At 75.5% G+C, this 23,047-nt stretch carries 18 protein-coding genes; 11 read left to right on the top strand and 7 right to left on the bottom strand.

The window, feature by feature from the left end; all coding sequences use genetic code 11:
* Positions 1-528 precede the first annotated feature (528 nt).
* From VM636_RS27630 to VM636_RS27645, 4 genes are all read left to right on the top strand, one after another.
* The gene (locus tag VM636_RS27630) at positions 529-981 is read left to right on the top strand and encodes a phospholipase (protein WP_030417568.1); all 453 of its coding nucleotides are present in this window, start codon (positions 529-531) and stop codon (positions 979-981) included.
* 383 nt (positions 982-1,364) lie between these two features.
* A complete protein-coding gene (locus VM636_RS27635) occupies positions 1,365-2,015 on the top strand; it encodes an SRPBCC family protein (protein ID WP_053913141.1) in 651 nt (216 codons plus the stop codon).
* Between the two features lie 773 nt (positions 2,016-2,788).
* A complete protein-coding gene (locus tag VM636_RS27640) occupies positions 2,789-3,706 on the top strand; it encodes a hypothetical protein (protein WP_030417566.1) in 918 nt (305 codons plus the stop codon).
* A gap of 160 nt (positions 3,707-3,866) precedes the next feature.
* Positions 3,867-4,826, top strand: coding sequence for a hypothetical protein (locus VM636_RS27645; protein ID WP_338485948.1), 960 nt, complete (start codon positions 3,867-3,869; stop codon positions 4,824-4,826).
* Positions 4,827-4,978: 152 nt separating this feature from the next.
* Here the strand turns inward: VM636_RS27645 and VM636_RS27650 are convergent, their stop codons facing one another.
* Both VM636_RS27650 and VM636_RS27655 read right to left on the bottom strand, forming a co-directional pair.
* Positions 4,979-7,267, bottom strand: a complete 2,289-nt coding sequence (locus tag VM636_RS27650) for a heavy metal translocating P-type ATPase (RefSeq protein WP_053913139.1) — start codon at positions 7,265-7,267, stop codon at positions 4,979-4,981.
* Positions 7,268-7,636: 369 nt separating this feature from the next.
* Entirely contained in the window at positions 7,637-8,416 is a 780-nt protein-coding gene (locus VM636_RS27655) for a DeoR/GlpR family DNA-binding transcription regulator (protein WP_030417563.1), read from the bottom strand.
* Between the two features lie 125 nt (positions 8,417-8,541).
* Between VM636_RS27655 and VM636_RS27660 the strand changes: the two genes are divergently transcribed.
* A complete protein-coding gene (locus VM636_RS27660) occupies positions 8,542-9,423 on the top strand; it encodes a sugar isomerase (RefSeq protein WP_030417562.1) in 882 nt (293 codons plus the stop codon).
* Positions 9,424-9,442: 19 nt separating this feature from the next.
* Positions 9,443-10,303, top strand: coding sequence for a ketose-bisphosphate aldolase (locus tag VM636_RS27665; protein WP_030417561.1), 861 nt, complete (start codon positions 9,443-9,445; stop codon positions 10,301-10,303).
* On the opposite strand, the gene VM636_RS27670 is transcribed toward VM636_RS27665, so the two are convergent.
* Positions 10,272-11,423: a methyltransferase gene (locus VM636_RS27670; protein ID WP_030417560.1), complete on the bottom strand. Its 1,152-nt coding sequence runs from the start codon at positions 11,421-11,423 to the stop codon at positions 10,272-10,274. The genes VM636_RS27665 and VM636_RS27670 overlap by 32 nt on opposite strands.
* Positions 11,424-11,506: 83 nt before the next feature.
* On the opposite strand from VM636_RS27670, the gene VM636_RS27675 reads away from it, so the two are divergent.
* The 3 genes from VM636_RS27675 to VM636_RS27685 all read left to right on the top strand — a co-directional run bounded on the left by VM636_RS27675 (position 11,507) and on the right by VM636_RS27685 (position 13,855).
* Positions 11,507-12,157: an alpha-ketoglutarate-dependent dioxygenase AlkB gene (locus tag VM636_RS27675; RefSeq protein ID WP_030417559.1), complete on the top strand. Its 651-nt coding sequence runs from the start codon at positions 11,507-11,509 to the stop codon at positions 12,155-12,157.
* A gap of 48 nt (positions 12,158-12,205) precedes the next feature.
* Positions 12,206-13,444, top strand: coding sequence for an ROK family protein (locus VM636_RS27680; RefSeq protein WP_030417558.1), 1,239 nt, complete (start codon positions 12,206-12,208; stop codon positions 13,442-13,444).
* A 132-nt stretch (positions 13,445-13,576) separates the two neighbouring features.
* A complete protein-coding gene (locus VM636_RS27685; RefSeq protein WP_030417557.1) occupies positions 13,577-13,855 on the top strand; it encodes an SHOCT domain-containing protein in 279 nt (92 codons plus the stop codon).
* A gap of 443 nt (positions 13,856-14,298) precedes the next feature.
* Here the strand turns inward: VM636_RS27685 and VM636_RS27690 are convergent, their stop codons facing one another.
* Together VM636_RS27690 and VM636_RS27695 are read right to left on the bottom strand one after the other, a co-directional pair.
* Complete coding sequence (locus VM636_RS27690; RefSeq protein WP_234340386.1) at positions 14,299-14,832, bottom strand: ATP-binding protein; 534 nt, start codon at positions 14,830-14,832, stop codon at positions 14,299-14,301.
* Positions 14,833-15,016: 184 nt separating this feature from the next.
* Positions 15,017-15,340 (bottom strand): hypothetical protein, encoded by a 324-nt coding sequence (locus VM636_RS27695; protein WP_030417555.1) that lies wholly within the window; start codon positions 15,338-15,340, stop codon positions 15,017-15,019.
* A gap of 316 nt (positions 15,341-15,656) precedes the next feature.
* Here VM636_RS27695 and VM636_RS27700 point away from each other — a divergent pair, with 316 nt between their 5' ends.
* On the top strand, positions 15,657-16,781 hold the full coding sequence (locus VM636_RS27700; RefSeq protein WP_030417554.1) for a PLP-dependent cysteine synthase family protein: 1,125 nt from the start codon (positions 15,657-15,659) through the stop codon (positions 16,779-16,781).
* Between the two features lie 145 nt (positions 16,782-16,926).
* Here the strand turns inward: VM636_RS27700 and VM636_RS27705 are convergent, their stop codons facing one another.
* Positions 16,927-17,748, bottom strand: coding sequence for a DeoR/GlpR family DNA-binding transcription regulator (locus tag VM636_RS27705; protein ID WP_030417553.1), 822 nt, complete (start codon positions 17,746-17,748; stop codon positions 16,927-16,929).
* A 298-nt stretch (positions 17,749-18,046) separates the two neighbouring features.
* Here VM636_RS27705 and VM636_RS27710 point away from each other — a divergent pair, with 298 nt between their 5' ends.
* Positions 18,047-20,515, top strand: coding sequence for a hypothetical protein (locus tag VM636_RS27710; RefSeq protein WP_338485949.1), 2,469 nt, complete (start codon positions 18,047-18,049; stop codon positions 20,513-20,515).
* A gap of 36 nt (positions 20,516-20,551) precedes the next feature.
* Here VM636_RS27710 and VM636_RS27715 read toward each other — a convergent pair whose 3' ends face one another.
* Positions 20,552-22,996 carry a right-handed parallel beta-helix repeat-containing protein gene (locus tag VM636_RS27715; protein ID WP_053913138.1) on the bottom strand — a complete coding sequence of 815 codons (2,445 nt, stop codon included), beginning with the start codon at positions 22,994-22,996 and terminating at the stop codon, positions 20,552-20,554.
* Between the last annotated feature and the right edge of the window lie 51 nt (positions 22,997-23,047).

Consider the following 23,047-nt stretch of genomic DNA (forward strand, 5'->3'; position numbering starts at 1 on the left):
GACAAGGGAGTGCGCCGGCGCGATACGTCCGGCTCCGACCCCCTTGCGACAGTCGACCAGCGGTGTGCCGGGCGCGCAAACGCTGGCACCCGGGCGGCGGGACGGTGAGGGGCCGGGTGGCGGGACGGTGAGGGGCCGGGTGGCGGGACCGGGCACGCCGACCGACCGGGGGAGCCCGGATGCGCGGGGCGGCGGAGCCGGGGCGTACCGGGAGACGGGCCTTCGGCGTGGGGGCGGTGCGGGATGTGCCGACCGTGCGGTGACAGGGGTGTGTACGGGGTGCGCGGTGCCGCTCCGTGTCCGGTACGGGCGGGGCCTCGGTGCCGGGCGCCGGGGGAGTGGGGACGAGGGCGGCAGGAGCCGGGCGGAGAGCAGGCCAGGCAGCCGTCCACGTCCTGGACACCGCCGGAGGCCCGGAGTTGACGACCCGTTGGGGTGACAGGGGTGTGAAGAGGTGACCGGAACGCGCATCATCTTGTCATGCACCTGCGGCCCGATGGGCGGGTCGCAGCCTCATGGAGGTGTGGGATGCACCGCAGAGTCACCACCGCGCTCGCCGCCTCGGCCCTGGCCCTGACCACCGTCGTCGCCTCGGCCGCCGTCGCCACCGCCGCTCCCGCCGACAAGGCGCAGGTCCTCTCGAACTGGACGCAGACCAGCGCGTCGAGCCACGACTCCTGGGCCGCCGCGCGGGCCAACCAGGCCGCCTGGAGCGCGTACGGCTTCGACTGGTCGACCGACTACTGCTCGTCCTCACCGGACAACCCGTTCGGCTTCCCGTTCAGCACCTCCTGCGCGCGGCACGACTTCGGCTACCGCAACTACAAGGCCGCGGGCTCCTTCAGCACCCACAAGAACCGTCTCGACAGCGCCTTCTACGAGGACCTCAAGCGCGTCTGCGCCCGCTACACCGGTGGCACCAAGACCACCTGCGACGGCACCGCGTGGACGTACTACCAGGCGGTGCGGGCCTTCGGCTGACATCACCACCGTGACCGAGTGTCAGCGGGTACTCGTATGAGTACCCGCTGATACTTTTGCGCGCATGCGCGCCTTCGCCGTCCTCGCGGGCCCCGCGTGCCGCCGCCCGACCGGACCGCTCGCCGCGGGCGAGCCCGCCCCGGGGACCCGCGCCGCCCGCGACCGCGAAGCGTCCGGGATACCGGGGCCCGGGACGCCGCGGACCTGAGCGCACGGCACGACGGCGACTGCGCCACCACGCGCCCCCGCCCGGCGCGCCCCCGGCCCCACCGCCGCCCCGGCGTCCCGCCCGCCGCCGCATCACCCGCCCGACTCCGTACACCCTGCCGAACCGGCCCGCGCGCCCCGCCGCGCGGCACCCTTGAACCACCGAGGAGCACCTCGTGATCGACGTGACGCAGCAGATCGAGTCCGTGAACCGCCAGGTCGGCACGCGCGTCCTGGAGGACGGCCGCGCCCACGTGGTCGGCGTCAGCCGTGTCTACGACGTCCCCCTGGAGGACCTCTGGGACGCCTGCAGCAACCCCGAACGCATCCCGCTCTGGTTCCTCCCGGTCACCGGAGAGCTTCGCACCGGCGGGCACTACCAGTTGGAAGGCAACGCGGGCGGCACCGTCCTGCGCTGCGAACCGCCCGTCGGCTTCTCGGCGACCTGGGAGTACGGCGAGGAGCTGAGCTGGATCGAGGTGCGGCTGACCCGCGAGGACGGCGGCGCCCGCTTCGTGCTGGAGCACACCGCCCACATCGAGGACGAACGGTGGACGGAGTACGGCCCCGGCGCGGTCGGCGTCGGCTGGGACCTGATGCTCGTCGGCCTGACGGTGCACCTGTCCACCGGCGCGGCCGTCGACCCCCGGGAAGCCATGCTCTGGTCCGCCTCCGACGAGGGCCGTCGCTTCGTCACCGCCAGCAGCGACGCCTGGTACCGGGCCAACGTGGCGGGCGGCGCCGACCCGCGGGCGGCCCGCGCGTCGGCGGACCGGACCACCGCCTTCTACACCGGCGCCGACGACCCCGGCGGCTCCGCCGGATAGCGGGCCCCCGGCACGGACGTCGCGACCGCCGGCGCGCCGGCCGCGTGGGCGAGCCCCGGCACGGCGCTCGGCGGCCACGTCGCCGGGGGAGTGCTCGCCGGTGTGGACCCGGGCGTGGCCGACGGCCGGGGCGAGGGCGCGCAGCGGCAGGCAGGCCGCGGGCAGTACCGTCCCGACGGCGGCGGCGAAGGCGACGCGGCGGCCGTGTGCCCTGGGGGAAGGACACCGAGGAGGGCATCGGCACGTACCGGCCGTCCGTCACCCGGGCCGCCTCCCGGCCGGGCCGGTCCCGGCGCACCGGGCGCTTGCCGAGCAGGTTCGCGGCGGAGGCGAACCCGGCCGCGGCGAGGCCCACCAGGGCTGCCCGGCGCGGGCGCGTGCCGCCGGGGGTGAGGACGCCGGCGATCCCGAGCGACAGCCTCGCGTGGTCGGCGGCCCGCGGCAGACGCGGCGGCGCCCGGTCCAGCGCGGGCGTCGAGTCCCGGCAGCCGCCGCGCGCAGCGCCCCGTCCAGGGCCCGCGACTCACCGAGCACCTCGGCGGAGCCGGGCCGCCGCGAGCGCGCCGCACCGCCGGACTCGGTCACGGGCCCCTCCCTCCGTACGCCGGGCCCCGCCCGACACCCCACCACCCTGTTCCGGCCGCGTTCGTACGGCCCTTCGGCGCCGCCCGACCGGGCGAACGACGAGGCGCGGCCGGCCGGTCGGCGCGGCCGATGTCCGTCGGCGAACGGGCGGGAGCGGCGTTGTCAGTGGGGTGTGCCACAGTCTGCGCATGCTGGAGATCGTGGTGAGGACGGAGAAGGACGAGCGGCGCGTCGGCGTGTCCGCCGAGGAACTGACTGCTCTGGTGGGGCGGATAGGCGGCTCCAAGGACCGGTTCCTGGTCCTGCAGCGGCTGCCCGACCTGCCGGACGTCTTCGCCCAGGTCTGGCACGCCTCGGGCGGCGACTACACGCTGGAGCACCGGGACGGGGCCGTCGACCGGCACTTCCAGACCTCGGTCGGGCAGCCCGGCGCCGTGGCCGCGGCACTCGTCGGCTGGTCGCGGGGCGAGGAGGGCTGGGACGCCGGGCTCTCCTGGTCGCCGCTGGACCTGGGTCCCGTGCCGGAGGTGCCCCCGCTCGACCTCGCCGCGGAGGAACGGGCGGAGTTGGAGGGACGCCTGCGCGTGCTGCTGGCCGGAGGGTACGCGGACCGGGGCGAACTGTCCGAAATCGCTGAGGATTACCTCGTCGCCGGGGACCGCCGGCCCGTCTCGCCCGAGCAGGCACGGGCCCTGGCCGACCGGCTGTGGCTGGAGCGGGTCGCCGAGCAGGCCGGGTGGCGCGGCGAGACCGACCCGGAGCGGCTCACCCGTGCCTTCACCGGACTGGAGCGCGCGGGCATCACCGCCCGTGAGAACTTCACCTGCTGCCGCGGCTGCGGGCAGGCCGAGATCGGCGACGCGGGCGCGGGGGACGCCCGTGGCTTCGTCTACTTCCACGCGCAGGGCACGGACGCCGCCGCGTCCGGTCACGGCCTGACGCTCCACTACGGCGGTTTCGACGGTTCCGCCGACACCACCGCCGACGTCGGCCGCGAGGTCGTCGCGGCCCTGGAGGCGGCGGGGCTCCACCCCGCATGGGACGGGGACCCCGGCCGCGGCATCACCCTCACCCGCCTGGACTGGCGGCGCCGCCTGGTCGGTTGACGGGGGCGAGGGGGCCCGGTGACCGGGGAGGTCCGGTGACATGACCGGGTGACGTTCGCCCGAACCGCTGCGCCGGGCGGACGGGCGGCCGGAGAATCGTCACGTCGGGATACCCCCGGGTGGTGAGGGGGTGCACTGCGAGGGCTGAGGAAGCGGCGCGATGTCACACGGGAGCGGGGGAGGGGCGGGCACACCGCGCGGTGGACGCCGGCCACCGGCACCGCCGCGCAGGCCGCTCGCGCGACGCCTGCTCGACGCCCACCGGGGACGCGGCCTCGCCGACTGGGGCATCCTCGTCGGCATGTACTCGACGCTGATCCTGGGCGTCCTCGCGGTCCTCATGAACATGCGCGCCGTCTCCATGTCGGAGGAGGCGGACCGGCGGGCCGAGGAGGCCCACCGGATCGAGGAGGAGGACGGGAGGCCCCGGACGGGGCCGGAGGCGGTCGAGGTGACCGCGGCCCTCCGGGGCGGCCTCGCCGGCACCTCGGCGCGGGGACACGGATCCCCCGTGCCGGAGGACGACCTGCGGGGCGTCCACGTCGAGGTGACCGTACGGAACCCCGCCGCCGTTCCCGCCGTCCTGTCCCGGGCGACACTGACCTTCCGCCGCTCCGGTCACCTGGAGCCCTGCCACCGGCGGGGCGGCGGGCTCGTTTGGCGGGTGCGGTACGCGTTCACCGTCCCGGACGACCGGCCGACGGCCGGGGACGGGCGGACCCACACGACGCCGTTCAGCCTCTCCGCCGCGCTGTCCCGGCGGATCCCGCCGAAGTCCCACGAGAAGGTCACGCTCACCGTCGGCCCGGAGAGCGCCCGCGAGGGGGACGGGCCCTGGTACGGCGTGTTCGACCTCGTCCTCGAGCACGAGGGACGCAAGGAACCGGGGATCGGCCCCGTGGCGGTGATCGACGCCGGCGCCGGCGCCGGCTCCGCCTTCCGTCCCGACGGCGAGGGCTGGTACATCGAGCCCGAGGACGTCGCGGGCTGCACCGCGCGCAACGCCGCGCTGGTCGCGGAGGTGATGCGCACCCCGGGGCTCACGGCCTCCGAGGAGTTCGCGGCCCTGGACCGGGAGCTGAAGCGCCGGCGCGTCGGGTCACCGGCGGACCACCACTGACACCCCGGGCCGGCGGTCCTCCCCGGTAACGCCCCGTCCCGCGCCGGGCGTGCCCCGCGCCACGACCGTGCCCCGTCCCGCCCACGCCCGGAACGGCCGGCGGGCCGCCGGCTCCGTGGGGGAGCGGCGGCCCGCCGGATGGTGACAGGGGGTCAGCTCGTCGGCCGGAAGGCGCGCAGCCGCAGCGAGTTGCCGACGACGAACACCGACGAGAACGCCATCGCCGCACCCGCGATCATCGGGTTGAGCAGGCCCGCCGCGGCGAGCGGCAGCGCCGCCACGTTGTAGGCGAAGGCCCAGAAGAGGTTCGACCGGATGATGCCGAGCGTCCGGCGGGCCAGCCGGATGGCGTCCGGGACGGCCCGCAGGTCCCCGCGCACCAGGGTGAGGTCGCCCGCCTCCATCGCGGCGTCGGTACCGGTGCCCATGGCCAGTCCCAGGTCGGCCTGGGCCAGCGCGGCGGCGTCGTTGACCCCGTCCCCGACCATCGCCACCGAACGGCCCTCGCCCTGGAGGCGCCGCACGACGTCGGCCTTCTCCTCCGGCAGCACCTCGGCGATGACGTGCTCGGCGTCGATGCCGACCTCGCGGGCGACGGCGTCGGCCACCGCCCTGTTGTCGCCGGTCAGCAGGATCGGGGTGAGACCGAGGGCACGCAGCCGGGTGATCGCCTCCGGGCTGCCGTCCTTCACCGCGTCGGCCACCTCCAGCACCGCGCGGGCCGCACCGTCCCAGGCGACGGCGATCGCGGTGCGGCCGGCGGCCTGCGCCCCGGCCATGGCCCGGCCCAGCTCCGCCGGGAGGACGATGCCCCCGTCCCGGCCTCCGGACGTCTCGGCGGTGAGCAGCCGCTCCCGGCCGACGAGGACGGCGTGCCCGTCGACCACGCCCCGCACCCCGAGCCCGGGGACGTTGGCGAAATCGGCCGGCGTCGGCAGGCCGCCCAGCTTCTCCAGCGCCCGGTCGGCGACCGCGCGGGCGATCGGGTGCTCGGAGGAGTGCTCCAGCGCGCCCGCCAGCCGCAGCACCTCGTCCTCGGGGACACCGTCGGCGGTGTGCACGGCGAGCAGCGTCATGCGGCCGGTGGTGACGGTGCCGGTCTTGTCGAGGACCACGGTGTCGGCCTTGCGCGTGGACTCCAGGACCTCCGGGCCCTTGATGAGGATGCCGAGCTGGGCGCCGCGGCCGGTGCCGACCATCAGCGCGGTCGGTGTGGCGAGCCCGAGGGCGCAGGGGCAGGCGATGATCAGGACGGCCACGGCGGCCGTGAACGCGGCGGCCACTCCGGCGCCCGTGACGAGCCAGTAGCCGAGCGTCGCCAGCGAGAGGACGATGACGGCCGGGACGAAGACTCCCGAGACCCGGTCGGCGAGCCGCTGCGCGGCGGCCTTGCCGTTCTGTGCGTCCTCGACCAGCTTCGCCATCCGGGCGAGCTGTGTGTCCGCGCCGACCCGGGTCGCCTCGACGACCAGCCGGCCGCCGGCGTTGAGCGTCGCGCCCGTCACGTCGTCGCCGACGCCGACCTCCACCGGCACGGACTCGCCGGTGAGCATGGAGACGTCCACCGCGGAGGACCCCTCGACGACCGTGCCGTCGGTGGCGATCTTCTCGCCGGGGCGGACGAGGAAGCGGTCGCCGGGGGCGAGGTCGGCGGTGGGCACCGTCCGCTGACCGCCGTCGGGGAGCAGCAGCGTCACGTCCTTGGCGCCCAGTTCCAGCAGGGCCTTCAGCGCGGCGCCCGCGCTGCGCTTGGAGCGCGCCTCGATGTAGCGGCCGGCGAGGACGAACGCGGTGATGCCCGCCGCGGCCTCCAGGTAGATGTTCCCGGAGGCGTCGCCGCGCGCGATGGTCAGGTCGAACGGGTGGGTCATGCCCGGCATGCCCGCCGTGCCGAGGAACAGCGCCCACAGCGACCACAGGAACGCCGCCGAGGTGCCGAGCGAGACGAGGGTGTCCATGGTGGCCGCGCCGTGCCGGGCGTTGGTGAGGGCGGCCTTGTGGAAGGGCCAGGCGGCGTACGTCACCACGGGCGCGGCCAGTGTCAGCGACAGCCACTGCCAGTGGGTGAACTGGAGCGCCGGGACCATCGCCATGAGGACGACCGGGGTGGCCAGCAGGGCCGCCGTGATCAGGCGGTGGCGGAGCGGACGCAGGTCGTCGGGCTCGCCGGTGCCCTGCTCCGTGTCCTTCGCGGGGCCGCCGCGGACGGGCCCGGGTTCGCGCGCGGTGTAGCCGGTCGCCTCGACCGTGGCGATCAGGTCCGGTACGGAGACGTCGCCGGTGTAGCTGATCCACGCCTTCTCGGTGGCGTAGTTGACGGTGGCGGTGACGCCGTCCATGCGGTTGAGCTTCTTCTCGACGCGCGCGGCGCAGGAGGCGCAGGTCATACCGCCGATGGCGAGTTCCGCCTCGGCGGGTGCGTCGGTCGTCCTGGTGGTCATCGATGCTCCCGCGATAGATACCGGGTGGGGGTATATGGTCCCTCCTGTATACCCCCAAGGGGTATCTGATGCAAGCGGTCCGGCGATACCCGGGGGCTGGTCGGGGGGTCGGGCGCGGGGCGGCCGGTGCCCGGCCGAGGTGGACGGCGCGCGGCCGTCCCGGCCACGGGGGAGTGATCGGTGCGCCGTCCGGTGCCGTCCGGTGGGTGGCGGCGCGCCCGCCGGAACCGGCCGGAACCAGTCGGTGAGGCACCCGTGCGGCCTGCGGGGCGCACGGGGTGGTGTGTGGGGGGCGGTGGGGCGGATCGGGGCAGGGTGTGAGGCGGGCGGGGCGGTCGGAGGGCCGTGCGGCGGCGGCGGCCGTCGGGGTCAGACGGTGAGGACCCCGACCCCCGCCTCCTCGAAGCGGCGGACCGTCTCCGGGTCCGCCGACTGGTCCGTGACCAACGTGTCCACGGCCTCGGCCGCGCAGATCCGGGCGAACGCCCGTCGGCCGAGCTTGCTGGAGTCCGCCGCCACCACCACGCGCTCCGCGCGCTCGCACAGCAGCCGGTTGATCGCGGCCTCCGCCTCGTCGTGGGCGGCGGCGCCGTGCGTCACGTCGAAGGCCACCACCCCGAGGACCGCCACGTCCACCGTGATCTGCCCCAGCACCCCGTCCGCGAGCGGTCCGATCAGCTCGTACGACTGCGCCCGCGCCACGCCGCCGGTCACCACGATCTTGAACTGCGGGCGCACGGCCAGTTCGTTGGCGATGTTCAGCGCGTTGGTGACGACCGTCAGCGCCGGTGTGGCCGAGGCCAGGTCGGTGCGCTCCGCCAGCGCCCGCGCCACCTCGGTCGTGGTCGTGCCACCCGTCAGGCCCACCGCCTCGCCGGGTGCCACCAGGCCTGCCACCGCGCGCGCGACCCGCTGCTTCTCCGTGGCGTGCCGTGCCACCTTGTACCGCAACGGCAGTTCGTACGAGACGCCGTGGACGACCGCGCCGCCGCGCGTGCGCACGAGCATCTGCTGTTCGGCGAGCCGGTCGAAGTCGCGGCGGATCGTCGCCGCCGACACCGCCAGCTCCGTCGCCGCCTCCTCGACGTCCAGCCGGCCGCGCTCCACGAGCAGTTCCAGCAGCGACTTCCAGCGGGCGTCGCGCGACATGGCGCCTCCGTTCCTCGATCACCGCCGACCCTAGCCCACCGGCCGGATTCCGCCCGGATGATTGAAGTTGATCGAAGTGGGGGAGTATCGTGCAAGAACAGTCACATCAGGGGAGGGGTGTCGGCATGTCCCATGTCGAGAACGAGCTGCGCAGCCAGCCCGAGTGCTGGACCCGCGCGGCCCGGGAAGCGGACCGGCACGCGGCGGTCCTGCCGGCCCGTGGTGAGCGGGTGGCGATCGTCGGCTGCGGCACCTCGTACTACATGGCGCTCGCGGCGGCGGCCCTGCGCGAGGGCGCCGGGCAGGGCGAGACCGACGCCTTCCCCGCCTCCGAGTTCCCCCGCGCCCGCGCCTACGACCGGATCGTCGCCCTCACCCGCTCCGGCACCACCACCGAAGTCCTCGACCTGCTCGGCGCGTTGAAGGGCCGCACCCGCTCCGTCGCCCTCACCGCCGACCCCGATACCCCCGTCACGGCCGTCGCCGACCACGTCGTCCCGCTCGGCTGGGCCGACGAGCGCTCCGTCGTCCAGACCCGGTTCGCCACCACCGCCCTGACCCTGCTCCGCGCCCACCTCGGCCTGCACACCGACACCGTCGTCGCCGACGCGCGCACCGCCCTCGCCACCGACCTGCCCGAAGGGCTCGCCGCCCGCACCCAGTTCACCTTCCTCGGCCGCGGCTGGACGGTCGGCCTCGCCCACGAGGCCGCGCTCAAGATGCGCGAGGCGTCCCTGTCCTGGACCGAGGCGTACCCGGCGATGGAGTACCGGCACGGCCCCATCAGCGTCTCCACCGGCACCACGGCCACCTGGATGTTCGGCGAGGCCCCCGAAGGACTCGCCGCCCAGGTCCGCGCCACCGGTGCCGCCTGGCTGCCCGCCACCCTCGACCCGCTCGCCGAACTGGTCCGCGCCCAGCGGCTCGCCGTCGCCGTGGCCGCCGCCCGGGGCCTCGACCCCGACCGGCCCCGCCACCTCACCCGCTCGGTGATCCTCGCCCCCTGACGCCCGCCAAGGAGAGGCCGTGCCCCTCGTCACCACCGGCGAGCTGACCGCGCGGGCCGCCGCGGCCCGCTCCGCCGTCGCCGCCTTCAACGTCGTCACCCTGGAACACATCGAGGCGGTCGTCGCCGGTGCCGAGGCCGCCCGCTCACCCGTCGTCCTCCAGGTCAGCGAGAACGCCGTCCGCTACCGCTACGGCCGCCTGCTGCCGCTCGCCCGCGCGGCCGTAGCCGCCGCCGAGGCCGCCGGCGTCCCCGTCGCCCTCCACCTCGACCACGTCCGCAGCGACGCCCTGCTGCGCCAGGCCCCCGAGGCCGGGTTCGGCTCCGTCATGTACGACGCCTCCCGCCTGCCCTACGCGGAGAACGTGGCGGCCACCCGCGCCGCCGCCGACTGGGCCCACGCCCACGGTCTCTGGATCGAGGCCGAACTCGGCGAGGTCGGCGGCAAGGACGGCGAACCACCGCTCGGCGCCCACGCGCCCGGCGCCCGCACCGACCCCGCCGAGGCCCGCGCCTTCGTCGCCGCGTCCGGAGTGGACGCCCTCGCGGTCGCCGTCGGCAGCGTCCACGCCATGACCACCCGCACCGCCGCCCTCGACCACGCCCTGCTCGGGGAGGTCGCCGACGCCGTCCCCGTACCCCTGGTCCTGCACGGCTCCTCCGGACTGCCCGACGACCAGCTCGCCGCGGCGGTCGCGGGCGGCATCGCCAAGGTCAACGTCGGCACCGCCCTCAACGTCGCCATGACCGGCGCGATACGGGAGTTCCTCGCCGCGCACCCCGAGGCCGTCGACTCGCGCCGCTACCTGACGGTGGGCCGCGAGGCCATGGCCCGCACGGTCACGGACCTCATCGCGGTCGTCGCCCGCCCGGCTCCCTGACCGCCTTCAGCACGACGAACTTCGGGTCGCTCGCCACCACGCGGCTGTTGCCGAACACCCGCCGCAGCTTCACGTGGTAGCCGAGGTGGCGGTTGCCGACCACCCACAGCTCGCCGCCGGGCCGCAGCACCCGCCGCGCCCCGGTGAACATCCGCCACGCCGTGGCGTCGGTCGTCGCCTGGTGGGAGTGGAAGGGCGGGTTGTTCAGCACCAGGTCCGCACTGCCGTCCGGCACGCCGGACAGCCCGTCGCCCACCCGGAACTCCGCGCGCCCCGGCGCCCCGTTCGCCGCGTACGTCGCCTCCGCCGAAGCCACCGCCTGGAACGACTCGTCGGTGAACAGCACCTCGGCGTCCGGATCGGCCAGCGCCACGGCCGTGCCGACCACGCCGTTGCCGCAGCCGAGGTCCACCACCCGCCGGCCCCCCGCCCGCGGCAGGTGCCCGAGGAAGAACCGGGTGCCGATGTCGAGCCGGTCGGCGCAGAACACGCCCGCGTGGTTGACCACCTCCCCGCCGGACAGCGCGCCGAGGCCCCCGGGCAGCCGGTAGGCCAGCGGCCACGGACCGGCGGGCCGCTCCAGCGCGGGGTCGGGCGTGCACAGGACGAGCCGCGCCTTCCTCTCGGCGAGCGAGGTCCGGGTCGGCCCGACGATCCGCTCGAAGAGCCGCAGCGTCGAGGTGTGGATCTCCTTGACCATGCCCGTGCCCACCACCACCGACTCCGCGTGCAGTGACGGCGCCAGCCGCAGCAACTGGTCCTCCAGCAGCGCCAGGCTCTTGGGGATCCGCACCAGCAGCACGTCGATCCGCTCCGGCGGCGCGTCCCGCGTGCTCAGCAGCCGGGACGGCACGGGCTCGACGCCGTTGCGCAGGAGGTTGGCCCGGGTCGCCTCCCGGGTGAGGAAGGAATCGGTGATCTGCACCGGCCCGTACCCCGACAGCGCCGTCGTCAGCGCCCCCCAGCGGTCGCCGAGCACCACGACCGTGCCCGCCGGCGGGACGTCCAGGCCGGCGAGGTGGCGCAGCAGGTACTCGTCGGAGGCGTCGAAGGCGCGCAGCCGCTCGCGCGGGTCCTCGGGGAAGCGGGCCAGCCGGTGCTCGCCCCAGGGGGAGGTCAGGACGTCGGTACGGTCGTTCATGGTGCGACCAGGCTAGCCGAGCCGCGGAGCGCCCCCGCCGGGCGCGGAGGCAGGATGGAGGGATGGACGGCGAACTGTTCCCGAGGACCCCGGCCCGCATCGCGCCCGGCGCCGTGCACCACCCCGACTGGCTCGACGCCGAGGCACAGCGCGAGTTGCTCGACGCCTGCCGGGAATGGGCCCGCCCGCCCGCGGGCCTGCGCACCGTCCGCACCCCCGGCGGCGGCACCCTGTCCGCCCGGCAGGTCTGCCTCGGCCACCACTGGTACCCGTACGGCTACGCCCCGACCGCCGTCGACGGCGACGGCGCCCCGGTCAAGCCCTTCCCGCGCCGCCTCGGCGACCTGGCCCGCCGCGCGGTCGCGGACACCCTCGGCGCCCACGAGGTGCCCGCGACGCCCTACGACATCGCCCTGGTCAACTTCTACGGCCCCGGCGCCCGGATGGGCATGCACCGCGACGCCGACGAACGAGCCGACGCCCCCGTGGTCTCCCTCAGCCTCGGCGACACCTGCGTCTTCCGCTTCGGCAACCCCGGCACGCGGACCCGCCCGTACACCGACGTCACCCTGCGCTCCGGGGACCTCTTCGTCTTCGGCGGACCCTCCCGGTACGCCTACCACGGGGTGCCGCGCGTGTACGACGGCACGGCGCCCGCCGGCTCGGGACTCGCCGGCCGGCTGAACATCACCCTGCGCGTCAGTGGACTGTAGGCGGCCGGTGGACGGGGCAGGGGCACGGATCATGGGAGACTCGCCCTCATGAGCGGCAAGGCGGCCCCCCGGTCGGCGGGGGAAGGAACCACCTCCAGAACGCGGTTGGACCGGGGGCGCACGGTCCTCGGACCCGCGTTGGAGCTCGTGCACACCGACCGCGCCCCCACCCGCGCCGTCCTCACCGCCGAACTCGGTGTCACCCGCGCCACGGCCGGCGCGGTCGCCGCCGAACTGGAGGCGCTCGGCCTCATCCGGGTCGACGCCCGGCCCGGGGCCGCCGCCGGTTCACAGGGCCGCCCCTCGCACCGGCTGGCCGTCGCCGAGGACGGGCCCGTCGCCCTCGCCGCCCAGGTCCACGCCGACGGATTCCGCGCCGCGCTGGTCGGGCTCGGCGGGCGGATCGTCGCCACCGCCCCGGGCTGCGAGGTCGTCGACCCCGACCCGGCCAAAGTGCTCGGCTCCGTCGTCGAGGCGGGCGTCGGCCTGCTGCGGGAGACCGGCCGGCGCTGCGTCGGCGCGGGCCTCGCCGTACCGTCCGCCGTCGCCGAACCGGAGGGCCTGGCCCTGAACCCGCTGCACCTGGCGTGGCCACCCGGCGCCCCGGTGCGGCGCATCTTCACCGAGCAGGTGCGAGCCGCGGGCCTCGACGGACCGGCGTTCGCGGCGAACGACATCAACCTGGCGGCCCTCGCCGAACACCGGCACGGCGCCGGGCGCGGCGCCCGCGACCTGCTCTGCGTCGCCACCGGGCACCGCGGCGTCGGTGGTGCCCTCGTCCTCGACGGCCGCCTGCACACGGGCAGTTCGGGCCTCGCCCTGGAGGTCGGCCACCTCGCCGCCAATCCGGAGGGCCGCCCCTGCCACTGCGGCGGCCGGGGCTGCCTGGACGTGGAGACCGACCCGCTGGCCCTCCTCACCGAGGCGGGCCGCGCGCCCGGCCCGGAGGTGTCCCTGCTCCGCCAGGCCGACGACCTGATCCGCGGCCACTACGACGACCCGGCGGTCCGCACCGCCACCGAGACGCTCATCGACCGCCTGGGCCTCGGCCTCGCCGGACTGGTCAACATCCTCAACCCGGACCGGATCGTCCTCGGCGGCCTGCACCGCACCCTGCTGGACGCCGACCCCGAGCGGCTGCGCGCGGTCGTCGCGGGCCGCAGCCTGTGGGGCCGCAGCGGTGGCGTGCCGATCCTGCCCTGCGTCCTGGACCACAACAGCCTCGTCGGCGCCGCCGAGCTGGCCTGGCAGCCGGTCCTCGACGACCCCCTGGGCGCGCTCGCCTGACGCCCCGGGCGCCCCGTACTCCCCGCGCGGTAGGCGCACTGCCGCCGGTCGTACGACGCCCCGGGAGGCCGACGGGGGGAGGCTCGGAAGCGAGAGGGAAACAGAGAGAACGCTTCCGAGGAGCTGAACGACATGCAGACCCTGGCGAACTTCGGCGACGGCGGGCCCGGCCCGTGGATCCTGCTGGTCCCGCTGCTGTGGGCGCTGGTCGTCGGGGGCGTCGTCACCGTGCTGCGGCGCACCGCCCGGCGCGGGCGCCCCGGCCCCGGACGCCCCGTCGAGGACCGCTCGCCCCTGGCCGTGCTCGGCCGGCGCTTCGCCGCCGGAGAGATCGACGAGGAGGAGTACTGGCGCCGGCTGTCCGTGCTGGAGGAGCACTTCGGCCGCGGCGGCGGGAGCGGCCCCGCCTGACCACGACCCGCCCCCGCGCCACCGGCCGGGCCCTCGGCGCGTCCCGGCCGGGAACGGCGCGCAGGCGACGGCCGGGCCGTATCGGACACTCGGCGCGCTCCCGCCGGCACGGGCGCCCGCGGTCGGCCACCAGTCTCGACCGGTCCCCGGCACCGACGCCGGGGACCGGTCCGCAGCCGCCCGCCGGCCTCGGGCGGATTTTTGGCGCGGGCCCGTCGGGGGCGGTGCGTGGGCGTCTTGGTGGGCCGGGGCGGGTGCCCGGCGTGGCCACGAGACGGTCGGCAGCCGCCCACCGGCTCGGACGGACTCTTGGCCTGGAGCCGCCGGGGCGGACCCCCGGGGAGGTTCCGCAGCCGCCCACCAGCCAGGTGCTCGGCGCGGTCCTGCCCCGGGTCGGTCCGCAGCCGTTTCCCGGCCGGGCCGGGGCGTGGTGGGCGTCCGGGTCAGCCGGCGACGGCCGACCGGACCGGAGCGGGGGGCGCCGCGCCCAGGCCGACGGACGGCTCCGGCTCCGTGAAGGCGGCGACGGACACCTCCTCGACCAGGCGCCGCGCCGGACGCACCGCGACCGGCGACACGGGCGCGGACGTCGGCAGGGAGAACCAGACGACCTTCCCCGACTCGCCGTCGGGGCGCGCCCCCCAGCTCTCGCTCAGCGCGGCCACCATGGCCAGCCCGCGCCCGCAGGTCGCCAGCGGCCCGGCGTCGTCCACGACGGGAAGCCGCGGATCCCGGTCGCGCACCGAGACGGTGAGCCGGTCCGCGAGCAGTTCCATCTCCACGGTGCAGGTCTTGTCCCGCAGGGCGTGGAGGTGGACGTTGGTGAGTAGTTCCGTCACGCCGAGCGCCGCCCGGTCGATCAGGGAATCCACATGCCAGTAGCGCAAGTGCGCGGAGACGATTCTGCGGACCTGGCCGATCCGCGACGGCAGGGCCTGTAGCTCCACCGTGCACTGTCTGTTCGAGTGACTGATCACGGCTGCGACTCCCCGACAGAGAGGTCCGGAAGAACACGGGGTGGGGTGGCAGCAGGGTGCGCGCGACACGCCGCCGCCTGCTGTCGTGGCCGGCGGGCTGGTTCGCAGCGTTATCGCCGGTAAACCCAGAGTGACGTGTGAACAGCGTGACGCACGGGGTGGGACACCGCAAGTCACGGCCGGATCAGTCCCGGCGCCCGGCCGCCCGGCGTACCGCCTCGATGAAACGGTGTGCCGAGGGCGGCCCCGGCTCGCCCGGCGCCGGGTCGCGCTCACCCAGCGTCAGCAGGTACCGCGTGCCGTCCAGATCGGCGAACGCCCGGTCCTCCGGAGCGAACCAGGGCCGCGAGGCGCGCACCTCCCGCACCGGGGCGCTGTCGATCTCGCTGCCGGCGCTGGTGAGCAACTCCACCCGGCCGCCGCTGATCCGCACCTGCCCGGCCCGCGTCAGCGACCGCAGGCGCTTGCCGATCCGCACCCCCGTCGCCGTGAACTCCGGCTCCGCCATGCCACCGCCCCCTCACGCCTCTTCGCCCGCCGGGAACCCGCCCCGGGGCGGTCGGGCACCGGCCCGTCCCGCGCTTCCCGCCGGGTGCAGTCTGCCCGCACCCGGCCGCCGGGCACCAGTGCGAGCCGTTCCTTTCCGGGGGCCGCCGGGAGCATTCCCGTGAATGCGCCCCCCGTGAACCACGCACCGCGACCCAGGGGTGCCTTTGGGCCGCTCAAAGGTGTGTTTATGCAGGTGAGAAGCGTATCGAACGCGCCTATGCTCAAGGTGCCGGCCGTGCGGGACACCGCCGGCGCGCAGCGTAAGGAGCCTTGCCGTGACCAGCTTCCAGCAGACCAGCCCGCGTGCCACCCTGGACGTCGACCGCAGCGACGCCGCATGCCGGGCCTGGCTGAAAGACGCCGTGCGCAAGGTGCAGGCCGACGCCAACCGCTCGGCGGACACGCACCTGCTCCGCTTCCCGCTGCCCGAGCCGTGGGGCATCGACCTGTACCTGAAGGACGAGTCCACGCACCCCACCGGAAGCCTCAAACACCGGCTCGCCCGCTCCCTCTTCCTCTACGGGCTGTGCAATGGCTGGATCCGCCCCGACCGTCCCGTGATCGAGGCGTCCAGCGGCTCGACGGCCGTCTCCGAGGCGTACTTCGCCCAGTTGATCGGCGTCCCCTTCATCGCGGTCATGCCCCGCACGACCAGTGCCGAGAAGATCCGCCTGATCGAATTCCACGGCGGCCGGTGCCACTTCGTGGACGACTCGCGCCGGATGTACGAGGAGTCGGCCCGCCTCGCGGCGGAGACCGGCGGCCACTACATGGACCAGTTCACCTACGCGGAGCGGGCCACCGACTGGCGCGGCAACAACAACATCGCCGAGTCCATCTTCCGGCAGATGCGCCTGGAGCGGTTCCCCGAACCGGCGTGGATCGTCGCCACCGCCGGCACCGGCGGAACCTCGGCGACGCTCGCCCGGTACGTGCGCTACATGCAGTACGACACGCGCATCTGCGTGGCCGACCCGGACAACTCCTGCTTCTTCGAGGGCTGGACGACCGGCGACCCCGACGTCACCTGCGACGCCGCCTCCCGGATCGAGGGCATCGGCCGGCCCCGGATGGAACCGAGCTTCGTGCCCCACGCCATCGACCGCATGATGAAGGTGCCCGACGCCGCCGCCGTCGCCGCCGTGCGCGCCCTGGAGGGTGCCATCGGCCGCAAGGCGGGCGGCTCGACGGGCACCGGACTGTGGAGCGCCCTCGAGATCGTCGCGGAGATGGTGGCCGAGGGCCGCCGGGGGAGCGTCGTCTCGCTGCTGTGCGACCCGGGGGACCGGTACCTCGACAAGTACTACTCGGACGCCTGGCTCGCCGAACAGGGACTGGACATCCGGCCCCACACGCGGGCCATCGAGTCCCTCCTGCGGACCGGCCACTGGCCGGAGTGACCCGGGGCGCGAGGAACGCGCCGAGGGCGCGCGGCGCCGACACGCGCGGACGTACGACAGCCCCGCACCCGGCCGGAGCGATCCGCCGGGGCGGCACACCGGACGGGTCCGCCGCCTCCGGCGACCGGCCCTCCCGCCCGGACCGTCAGTCCACGGGCTCCGGCTCGCCCGCCACGACCAGCCGCACGTGCTCCGAGACCTCCGCACGCGCGTCCCCCGGCAACTCGCCGTCGGTCACCAGCGTGTCGACCTGCTCCAGCGCGGCGAACGAACTCAGCCCCACCACGCCCCACTTGGTGTGGTCCGCGACCACCACGACCCGCCGCGCCGACTGCACCAGCCGCCGGTTCGTCTCGGCCTCCGCGAGGTTCGGCGTGGACAGCCCCGCCTCCGCCGATATGCCGTGCACCCCGAGGAACAGCAGGTCGAAGTGGAGCGTGGCGATCGCCTGGTCCGCGACCGGTCCCACCAGCGAGTCCGACGGCGTGCGCACCCCGCCGGTCAGCACCACCGTCGCCGCGCCCTGCCGGGCACCAGAACCACGCTGCGCCACGTGGAACACGTCCGCCACCCGCACCGAGTTCGTCACCACGGTCAGGTCCGGAACGTCCAGCAGCCGGTGCGCCAGCGCGTACGTCGTCGTACCGCCGGACAGGGCGATCGCGGCGCCCGGCGCCACCAGCTCCGCCGCGGCCCGCGCGATGTCCTCCTTGGCGGTCGGTTCCAGACCCGACTTCGCCTCGAACCCCGGCTCGTGCGTGCTCGCCTCCAGCACCGGGACCGCGCCGCCGTGCACCTTCTCCAGCACACCCTGCCGGGCCAGCGCGTCCAGGTCCCGGCGGACCGTCATGTCCGACACGCCGAGCTTGCGGGTCAGCTCGTTGACCCGCACCCCGCCCCGGCGCCGTACCTCGTCGAGGATCAGGGCACGCCGCTGCTCCGCGAGGAGGTTCGGATTCTCACTCACGTACGCTCCGGTCCTTTCGTCGCCAACCGCCCGACACGCCCGACACGCCCGACACGCCCGGCGTACCCGCTCCGACGAGGACTTCTCCCCTCAGGTGCGCGGATACCCCATCCTCGCACGCGCCGCCAGGGGGCGCGCCACCGGTCACCGGGCGGGTACGGGCCGTGCCGGGCGCCGCGCCGCCGTCGTCACCCGGATCGGGGAGATTCGGTGGGGACGGGTGTGCACCATCCGTTCAGGGGAGATCCTGGTGGCCGCGCGGGCAGAGCCGACGGAGCGTCAACGGGGAGTGCGGACAGTGGAACAGGCGCAGCAGCGGGCCGGAACCGGCGCACCGGAGGAACCGGGCCCCGCCGGACCGCCGGCGGACACCGCCCTGGAACTCCTGGTGCACGGCGTGGGAGGCACGACGCCCGAGGAGATGCTCGACGGCTCGCGGACGGTACGGATCACCGGCGACGAGGTCGCGGCCGTCTTCCGGCGCGCCGAGGACGCCGACGCGGAGCAGCGGCCCGAGGAGTACCGCGGCCGGCCCGTCCCCGAGGCGTACGTCTGGTGCAACCTCACCTCCGGCAACGGCACCCGTGCCCTGTGGCTGCTGCTCCTGCCCTTCATGGTGGTCAACCTCGCCCACTGGATGCGGCCCGGCGCCCGCCGCCGGCCCCGCGCGGTCCGGCTGTACGGCCTGCTCGTACGGCTCGCGGGACTGAGCCTGACGGTGCTGCTCGTCGCCGCGGCCTGCGAGGTCGCGGTCGACCTGGCCGCCTGGCAGTGCGCGGGCAGCCCCGCCTGCGCCGAGCGGCACACCTGGCTCGGCTTCCTGTCGCCCGCCGTCTCGGACGGCGGCTGGTGGAGCCCGCCCGGCCGCCGGCTGGCCCTCGCGGCACTGGTGCCCGCCGCCCTGACCGGCCTCCTGTGGTACCTGTCCCTGCGCACCTGGCGGGCCTACGAGTCCCAGCGGCCGATGGACCGCGAACCCGACGAGGACACGGGCGACGCCACGGCGCTCGGCCGGCCCGGTTTCTGGTACGGGCGCCGCCTGGTGGCCCGGCTGCGCGCCGCGCACACCGCCGCCGGACTGCTCACCGTCGCCGCCGCGGCCGTCCTGCCCGCGGCCCGCTTCGACCGGCTGCCCGGCGGGCCCCCGGCCCTGGAAGCGCTGGGCCGCCTGCTGGAGGCGGCCCTCGTCGCCGGGGCGGTCGCCGCGGTCGGCGTGGTCTGCCGCCGGGGCCGCAGCGAGAACCGCCTCGACCGCGAACTCGACGAGCGCCTGGTGCGCCGGCTGCCGCTCGCCGCCCTCGCCGTGCTGGCCCTCGCCCTGGTGTACGCGGGCTGGTCCCGCCCGGGATGGACCTCGTCCGGCCGGCTCCCCGGCGACGTCGTCTTCGGCGCCCTCGCCCTCGTCCAGGGCCTGATCGTGATCGCGCTCGGCGTCGTCGCCCACGTGCTGTACCGCTCCCGGCCCGATCCGCGCACCGCGATGCGCGGCCTCGGCGGGCCGGCTGTCGCCATGCTCGCCTGCGCGCTGGGCGGTGTGATGACCGGCGGCGTGGCCCAGCGGGTCGCCGACTGGCTGGACGGCACCGGCACCTTCCTCCACGGGCCGCCCGTGGTGCTGACCTGGCAGGCGTCGGTCATCCCGCCGCTGCTCGTCGTCGTGGCCCTGCTCTGCGCCCTGCTCGCCCGGCGGGCCTGGCGCCTGGCCCGCGCCGAACGGGCCACCGTGGAACGCGACCACGCCGGGGAGCCCGGCGACGCGGCCCGCACCCGGCGCATCGCCACCGCCCGCGCCATGGCCACCCTCACCGACCGGGCGCCCCTCGTCGTGGCCGTCACCTCCGTGGTGACCCTGCTGCTGGGCGCCGGGGCCCTGGTGGGCGCCTTCGCCACCGACCGGGCCCCGGCCGACGCCGCGCGCGGCACCCCGGCCGTCGTGCACGGCGCCGCGCAGACCGCCCAGGCGCTGGGCTCCTGGCTCATCGGCCTCGGTTTCATCCTCTTCGTCACCTGGGGCCGCCGGGCCTACAAGGACGCCTCGGCCCGGCGCACCATCGGCATCCTATGGGACGTCGGCACCTTCTGGCCGCGCGCCGCCCACCCCTTCGCGCCCCCCTGCTACGCGGAGCGCGCCGTGCCCGACCTGACCTGGCGGATGGCGACCTGGACCCGTGCCACCGGCGGACGGCTGGTCCTCTCCGGCCACTCCCAGGGCAGCGTCCTCGCCGCCGCGGCGGCCTGGCAGCTCGCCCCCGCCGTCCGCCGCCGCGTCGCCCTGCTCACCTACGGCTCCCCGCTGGAGCGGCTCTACGGGCGCTGGTTCCCGGCCCACTTCGGGCCGCACGCCCTCGGCTCGCTGCACCGGGAGATCGACTGCTGGCGCAACCTGTACCGGCGCACCGACCCCATCGGCGGCCCCGTTCGGCTGACCGGCGACCACGGCCCCGAGGTGGACCGGGCACCGCTCAAGGACCCGCTCACCTACGGACGCACCGAACGCCATCCGCTGCCCGCGCCGGTCCTCGGCCACTCCGACTACCAGGCCGACCCGGCCTTCGCCGAGGAACGCCGGTGGCTGTTCACCCGGCTGAGCCCCGCGGTCCCCGCGCCCCGGCACACCGGCCGACCCCCGACCGCCCCGCAGAACCGGCCCGGCATGCCGTACGAGACGGCCGACACGCCCGACACGCCGTACGATCCGCCACCGGGCCCGGCCGGCACGCCGCGGAACACGCCCGGCGTGCCGCGCCGCGAGCCCGAGGGCGGCTGACGGGCGCCCCCGGGCGTGCCGGGAAAGAGACGCGGCTCAGGGCCGTTGCGGGAGGTCCTCCGTGTAGAGCAGGGTCAGGTCGTCCGTGTTCGGGTCGGACAACTGCGCGACCCGGCTGGCGTGCCGCTCCACCATCGCCTCGAAGGTCTGGCGCGCGGTGCGGCCGTTGCCGAAGGCCGGACCCTTGGGGATCTCCACGAAGTACTCGGTCAGGGCCTTCGCCGTGTCCTCGGCGAGCCGGTACTCGTGCTCCTCGGCCTGCTGCTCCACGATCCGCAGCAGTTCCTCGGGACCGTAGTCGTCGAAGGTGATGGTCCGGGAGAAGCGCGACGCCACGCCCGGGTTGACGGTCAGGAACCGCTCCATCTCCGCCGTGTACCCGGCGACGATGACCACGACCGAGTCCCGGTGGTCCTCCATCAGCTTCACCAGCGTGTCGATGGCCTCCTTGCCGAAGTCCCGGCCGGCGTCCTCGGGCGAGAGCGCGTACGCCTCGTCGATGAAGAGCACGCCCCCGTGCGCCCGCTGGAACGCCTCCTGGGTGCGGATCGCCGTGGAGCCGATGTGCTCGCCGACCAGGTCGACCCGGGACACCTCCACGAGGTGGCCCTTCTCCAGCACGCCGAGCGAGGCGAGTATCTCGCCGTAGAGCCGGGCGACCGTCGTCTTGCCGGTGCCGGGCGAGCCGGTGAAGACCAGGTGCCGCTTGACCGAGGCGGCCTTCAGCCCGGCCCGCTGCCGGCGCCGGCCCACCTCGATCATGTCGGTCAGCGCCCGGACCTCCCGCTTCACGCTGTCCAGGCCCACCAGCGCGTCCAGTTCGCCGAGCACGTCCGTGGAGGTGCGGGCGGGCTGCGCGGGGCCGGCCTCCGGCGCCGGGGCTTCGGACGCGGTGTCGCGCCGGCCGGGGATCGCGCTCAGCAGCCCGCCGGTGGACGGGCTCACCGCCTGCGGGGCCGTCTCCCGCGCCGGCGCGGGAGCGGACAGGCCGCCGGACTCGTCGCTGGTGCAGTCCTCGACCAGGGGCCCCGCCTCCGTGCCGGAGCCCGGACCGCCCTCGGCGAACTCGAAGCCGCCGCGCGCGCAGCGCTCCGTACGGCACTTGCGGAGCGTGCTGCGGCAGCCGTCGATCACGTGGAAGCCGTAGCCGGCGCTGCCGGTGACCCGGCAGTCGACGAAGGTGCCGCGACCGCCGGCCGACACGTAGACGCCCGCCTCCGAGGGGGACTCGACCGTACAGCGCTCGATGGTGGGATCGGCGCCCTTGGTGACGATCACGCCGGTGCGGTTGCCCTCCAGGGTGCAGTTGTTGAGGGTGCCGCCGCTGCCGTGGTCGCGGAACCAGGCGCCCGTCGCGGCGTCCCGGACGCGGCAGTCGTCGAGTTGGGCGGTGGCGCCGTCGCTCACCGACACGGCGGTGTTGCGGACCTGGGAGAGGTCGCTGTCGACGACGTCCACGCGGGAGCCGCGGTCCAGGACGAACAGGGCGTCCGGCACGTCGTGCACCCGGCAGGAGTCGAGGACCGCGGTCGCGCCGTCGCTGATCCACACCGCCGGGTAGTCGCCGGTGGAGTCGGAGATCTCGCACTCGTGGGCGTCCACGCGGGTGCCCGGGTCCCACACCGACAGGCCGTTGCGGCCGAACTGCCGCACGGTGGTGCGGGTCAGGGTGAGCACGGAGCGCGAGCGCAGGTCGACCGCGTTCTCCGGGATGTCGTGGATGCGGCAGTCGGCGAGCGTGAGCACGGCGTCGGTGTCGAGGGTGACGCCGTCCGCGGTGGTGCGGTGCACGGCGCAGTCCGTGAGGTGGGCCGTGGCCCTGGCGCTGACCTGCACGCCGCTGCCCCGCACCTCGTAGATCTCGCAGCCCACCGCCTCCAGCGCGGAGTGCTCGCCGGTCGCCGTCATCCCGGAACCGGCGGCGTGGTGCACGCGGCAGCGTTCGAGCCGGGGATGCGCGCCGGAGCGCACGGCGACGCCCGCCTGCCCGGCGGAGAGCACCTCGCACTCCTCGAACACCCCGCCCCCGCCGTCCACGACGGCGATGCCGACACCGGCCGGGTTGTCCACGGTGCACCGCCGCACGGTCGGCCGCGCGCTGCCGCGCACCTCGATGCCGGCCGCGGACCGTGTGACCACCCGCACGTCCAGCAGTTCCGGTGTGCCCTCCTCGACGAGCAGCGCGGGCGCCGTCGCGTCCTGGCCCTCCACGTGCAGGTCCTGGATGACCGCCGAGGCCCGCACGGTCAGCGGCACGCCGTCGGAGGGCGCGATCCGCACCGAGCCGTGGGCCCCCTCCGGCCCGCGCAGGGTCACCGCCCGCGTGACCACGAGGTTCTCGCGGTAGGTGCCGGGGTTGACGGTGAGCACGTCACCGTCGGCCGCGGCCTCCAGGGCGGCGGCGAGCGATGCGTACTCACCCGTGCGGCGCCGCCACCGCGAGGTGCCGGTGTGCGTCACCTGGACCGTGCCCTGTGCCATGGCGCTGCTCTGCCCCCACCTCGTCGTACTGATGGTTTGTCCGCCTGCGGG

Origin of the sequence: Streptomyces sp. SCSIO 75703, from assembly GCF_036607905.1 — a bacterium.
GTDB lineage: Bacteria > Actinomycetota > Actinomycetes > Streptomycetales > Streptomycetaceae > Streptomyces.

Coding starts and splice junctions, on each gene's coding strand:
- VM636_RS27630 (WP_030417568.1), top strand. CDS start 529: ATGCACCGCAGAGTCACCACCGCGCTCGCCGCCTCGGCCCTGGCCCTG.
- VM636_RS27640 (WP_030417566.1), top strand. CDS start 2,789: ATGCTGGAGATCGTGGTGAGGACGGAGAAGGACGAGCGGCGCGTCGGC.
- VM636_RS27645 (WP_338485948.1), top strand. CDS start 3,867: ATGTCACACGGGAGCGGGGGAGGGGCGGGCACACCGCGCGGTGGACGC.
- VM636_RS27650 (WP_053913139.1), bottom strand. CDS start 7,267: ATGACCACCAGGACGACCGACGCACCCGCCGAGGCGGAACTCGCCATC.
- VM636_RS27655 (WP_030417563.1), bottom strand. CDS start 8,416: ATGTCGCGCGACGCCCGCTGGAAGTCGCTGCTGGAACTGCTCGTGGAG.
- VM636_RS27660 (WP_030417562.1), top strand. CDS start 8,542: ATGTCCCATGTCGAGAACGAGCTGCGCAGCCAGCCCGAGTGCTGGACC.
- VM636_RS27675 (WP_030417559.1), top strand. CDS start 11,507: ATGGACGGCGAACTGTTCCCGAGGACCCCGGCCCGCATCGCGCCCGGC.
- VM636_RS27680 (WP_030417558.1), top strand. CDS start 12,206: ATGAGCGGCAAGGCGGCCCCCCGGTCGGCGGGGGAAGGAACCACCTCC.
- VM636_RS27685 (WP_030417557.1), top strand. CDS start 13,577: ATGCAGACCCTGGCGAACTTCGGCGACGGCGGGCCCGGCCCGTGGATC.
- VM636_RS27695 (WP_030417555.1), bottom strand. CDS start 15,340: ATGGCGGAGCCGGAGTTCACGGCGACGGGGGTGCGGATCGGCAAGCGC.
- VM636_RS27715 (WP_053913138.1), bottom strand. CDS start 22,996: ATGGCACAGGGCACGGTCCAGGTGACGCACACCGGCACCTCGCGGTGG.